This window comes from Frankia sp. AiPs1 (assembly GCF_023716945.1).
Taxonomy (GTDB): Bacteria; Actinomycetota; Actinomycetes; order Frankiales; family Frankiaceae; genus Frankia.
This window is the reverse complement of the sequence record NZ_JAMQQF010000725.1, coordinates 1-2484: the sequence shown is the minus strand read 5'-3', so window position 1 is coordinate 2484 and position 2484 is coordinate 1. Positions and strand designations below refer to the sequence as shown.

The 2484-nt window shown below is 73.9% G+C and carries 2 protein-coding genes and 1 pseudogene; all 3 read left to right on the top strand.

What is annotated here, in order from left to right; all coding sequences use genetic code 11:
- Window positions 1-116: 116 nt before the first annotated feature.
- Complete coding sequence (gene ruvB, locus ND748_RS29980; protein WP_251749569.1) at window positions 117-1235, top strand: Holliday junction branch migration DNA helicase RuvB; 1119 nt, start codon at window positions 117-119, stop codon at window positions 1233-1235.
- 138 nt (window positions 1236-1373) lie between these two features.
- A complete protein-coding gene (gene yajC / locus ND748_RS29975) occupies window positions 1374-1880 on the top strand; it encodes a preprotein translocase subunit YajC (RefSeq protein WP_251749568.1) in 507 nt (168 codons plus the stop codon).
- Window positions 1881-2027: 147 nt separating this feature from the next.
- Window positions 2028-2484 (top strand): annotated as a pseudogene (locus ND748_RS29970) (protein translocase subunit SecD); the annotation flags it as partial.

Below are 2484 nucleotides of genomic sequence, written 5' to 3'. Positions count from 1 at the left end.
GGCCGAGGGCACGCCCGACGCGGCGACGCTGCTGCGGGCGAGCCTGGCAGTGCTGCGCCGATGACCGCGTCGGCGGAGCTTGGGCTGGTCGCCGCTGCGGCGTCCGGGAGCGGCGGATGAGCGCCGACGGGCTCGTCTCGGCCGCGGCCAGTCCTGAGGAGCAGGCGTTCGAGGCCGGGCTGCGCCCGCGCACGCTCACCGAGTTCGTCGGTCAACGCAAGGTCCGGGAGCAGCTCTCGATCATGCTGGAGGGGGCGCAGGCCCGCGGGCGTCCGCCGGACCACGTCCTGCTGTCCGGCCCGCCGGGCCTGGGCAAGACCAGCCTCGCGATGATCATCGCGGAGGAGTTGGCGGTACCGCTGCGGATGACCAGCGGCCCGGCGATAGAACGGGCCGGCGACCTCGTCGCGATCCTCACCGCGCTGTCCCCCGGGGAGGTGCTGTTCCTCGACGAGATCCACCGGATCGCGCGTCCCGCCGAGGAGCTCCTCTACGCCGCGATGGAGGACTTCCGGGTCGACGTGATCCTCGGCAAGGGCCCCGGCGCGACCGCCATCCCCCTCGACGTGGCCCCGTTCACGCTGGTGGGCGCCACGACCCGGTCGGGGCTGCTCACCGGGCCGCTGCGCGACCGTTTCGGGTTCACCGCCCACCTGGACTTCTACGCCCCCGACGAGCTCGTCCGGGTGCTGACCCGGTCGGCGAGCCTGCTCGGCGTCAGCCTCACCGAGGACGGCGCGGCCGAGGTCGCCGGACGCTCCCGGGGCACCCCGCGGATCGCCAACCGGCTGCTGCGCCGGGTGCGCGACTACGCCGAGGTGCGCGCCGACGGCGTGGTCACCCGGGACGTCGCCCGAGCGGCGCTGCGGATCTACGACGTGGACGGGCTCGGGCTCGACCGCCTCGACCGAGCCGTGCTGGAGGCGCTCGTGGGTCGCTTCGGCGGCGGCCCGGTCGGGCTCACCACCCTGGCCGTCTCGGTGGGGGAGGAGCCGGAGACGGTCGAGGACGTGGCCGAGCCGTTCCTGCTGCGGGCCGGCCTGCTGATCCGCACCTCCCGCGGCCGGGTCGCCACCCCCGCCGCCTTCGAGCACCTGGGGCTCGAACCGATCGTCGAGCCGCTCGCCCGCAGCCAGGCCCTGCTCTTCCCGGATACCGGCCTGCTCCCCGAGGGCGGCCTGCGCTCCGAGGGCGGCCTACTCCCCGAGGGTGGTCTGCGCTCCGACGAAGGCTGAGCGGCGGCCCACCGGGCGGCCCACCGCCGCCCACCGCGCGACGCCACGGTGCCGGTATAAAGCGGACACCGCAGCCCTGCCCACCGGCGGCATCCGCTCGATACGTACGATCGCCGCAACACATCAGGAGGGCAGGACGTGCGCGGACTTGTGACGGCGGCGACGGCAGCCGACGGTAACGGCGGCAGTTCCATCGGCGGTTTCCTGATTCCGCTTCTTCTCGTTCTGGCGGTCGTCTACATCTTCTCGATGCAGCGTCGCCGCACCAAGGCTCAGCAGCAGCAGGTGTCCCAGATCCTGCCCGGCACCCTGGTGGTCACCACCGCCGGGCTCTACGCGACCGTCGTGGAGCTGGTGGACGGCGACGTCCTGCTCGAGATCGCTCCCGACGTGGTCTGCCGGTTCACCCGCAGTGCCATCGCCCGGGTGATCAGTTCACCGGACACCGACGAGGAGCACGACGACGGGTCGGCGGACGGCGACGCGCACGACGGGCCGGTCGATCCTGCGACCTCCGCCGACCACCCGCCTGCGCCCGGCGCGGGCAGCGCCGTCGGCGAGGCGGACGCCGAAGGGCCGGCCGCGACCGACGGTTCCGAGAGTGAGGGCAAAGGCGTGCCCCGCCCGCCACGCAAGGAGCTGTAGCAGGTCGACGGACCGCCGGAGCGTCACCGGTGGGGTTTTGGAACGTACCCTCGGTGACATTCGTTCGGGTACGTTGGGCACCGCCGGTCCGGGCAACGGCGAGACGAACGAGCGCCGGCCTCCGGCGCGTGAGGAAGGGACTCGCACGTGGCACGCGGCTCGGCACGGGCATCCACGGGAAGCTCCGCCTGGACCCTGCTGGGGGTCCTCGGCGGTCTGCTCGTCGTCCTCTACAGCCTGATGGCCGCCACCGGGAACTGGACCCCACGGCTGGGGCTGGACCTGCAGGGCGGCACGAGCGTGATTCTCACGCCACGGGCGACCACCGGCAGCACCGTCGACTCCGGCGCGGTCGACCAGGCGGTGGACATCATCCGCCAGCGCGTCGACGGTCTGGGCGTCGCCGAGTCCGAGGTGCACCGCACCGGCAACCAGATCGAGATCTCGGTCCCCGGCCGTGGCCGCGGCGACGTGGTCGACCTGGTGGGGCAGACCGCGGAGCTGCGCTTCCGGGAGGTCTACCAGGCCGCCGCGGGGACCGCCGCGAAGGCGGTCCCCGCCCCCACCCCCGCCAACCCGGCCGCGCCGACTCCCGCGCCCGGCG